The sequence below is a fragment of the Pandoraea cepalis genome (assembly GCF_902459625.1).
GTDB classification, from domain to species: domain Bacteria; phylum Pseudomonadota; class Gammaproteobacteria; order Burkholderiales; family Burkholderiaceae; genus Pandoraea; species Pandoraea cepalis.
The window spans coordinates 1-1,501 of the sequence record NZ_CABPRY010000027.1; the positions used below are offsets into that span (position 1 = coordinate 1).

Consider the following 1,501-nt stretch of genomic DNA (forward strand, 5'->3'; position numbering starts at 1 on the left):
CGGGTCAGCGAATGTAGTTCAACCACCGGGGCCGTGATTCTCTAGACGCCAGTGGTACGAAAATATCCGTCAGGTCAGCATCACACAAAATATAGAGAGAAGAGGTAGAACATGTTCGATGTTTTCACCGACGAGATAGAGGTGCTGATCAAGGACGGCCTTGCCAACTTGTATTGGTATAAAGGGGACCTCCACAAAGCATGGCTCAGTTCGAAGGTGGAGCCGCGTTTGGTGTCCGAGATCAAGAATCTGCGTTCGCCAGAGGGTAAATCGTTAACGAAGCGCGAGCAAATGGATGCTCTGTACGAGCGGATCAGGACGTTGGAATACAACAGGCGACTGGAAATCTCTCGCAATTTCGCCCGTATCCTGATTGATCAGCAAAGCTTTGTCGCCCAAGACCGTGGTCATCAGATCCAGAGAGCACAACTGGCGACTTTGCGCTTGCGGGAACTGCGAGATAGGCAGTCGAAGGAACAGGAAATAAAGCAGGCCCGTGTTGTTCCCCGCATAGAGACCTATGACGAGAAGCGTCAGAAGTTGCAGGCGCGGTTCATGGACATGCATACTCTTAGCCCACAACAAAAAGGGTATGCACTGGAAAAGCTCTTCGCTGACCTCATGGATGCGAGCGGCATCCCAGTTGAGAGGCCATTTAGCAACCTTGGCGAGCAAATCGACGGCGCTATCAAGTATGAAGGGCGTTATTACCTGATTGAGCTTAAATGGACTGCCGATCAGACTGATCCTGTTCAGCTTCGCAACTTCTACGTGAAAGTACTAGGAAAACCGGATGGGCGCGGGATTTTCCTGTCGATGTCTGGTTTCACAAGCGGAGCCATTCAGACCCTCCCATACGGCAAGGAAATCAATATGATGTTGCTTGATGGCGTTCATTTATCGAATGTGCTCTTCGGCCATTATTCCTTCAAACAGTTGCTCGATCATGCAATCAAGACCGTATCGTTGAGGGGCGAGATTTACTGCCCTCACGCATTCGGGAAATCATGAGATTTTCCGAGAGAAATGGCTTTGCTCCAGTGCGTGCTGCGCCGATCACGTCCCGGCTAGAGGCTTCAGAAGAGCTTCGCAGTGTCGCTGTGAACACTGCCCTGGAATCAGGCGTAAAACCGGACAAGCTACGAGAATTGTTATGCCGCATGCTCCAGAAGCGCCCTGATCCCAACAACTGGAGTGCTGGCAATGTCGAGACAGAGGCGCGAGGGCTGCTGGACGATGCGCAGTGGTATGAGGTCTATGATTTTATTGAACTGCTCGCGAGTCTTCGCGGATATCACCAGGAAAGCTTTCAGAGAGACATCAATCGCTATTTCTTCGTCAACGGCATTGGCTGGTCGGTAGATAGTTCGGGGTGATCCGCTTGGGTTTTCTGTGCCAAATCCAGAGCGAGTTTTTCGGCGTATTGATCCGCTTGGGTTTTCTGTGCCAAATCCAGAGCGAGTTTTTCGGCGTATCGGGTCAAGTCGGCCCGGGTAAAAAC

At 51.3% G+C, this 1,501-nt stretch carries 2 protein-coding genes; both read left to right on the forward strand.

The window, feature by feature from the left end:
* The first annotated feature begins 111 nt into the window (after positions 1-111).
* Positions 112-1,011, forward strand: coding sequence for a restriction endonuclease (locus tag PCE31107_RS23225; RefSeq protein WP_150610795.1), 900 nt, complete (start codon positions 112-114; stop codon positions 1,009-1,011).
* On the forward strand, positions 1,008-1,376 hold the full coding sequence (locus tag PCE31107_RS23230) for an AbiJ-NTD4 domain-containing protein (RefSeq protein WP_174966765.1): 369 nt from the start codon (positions 1,008-1,010) through the stop codon (positions 1,374-1,376). The genes PCE31107_RS23225 and PCE31107_RS23230 overlap by 4 nt, the downstream gene beginning before the upstream one ends.
* The last annotated feature ends 125 nt before the right edge of the window (positions 1,377-1,501 follow it).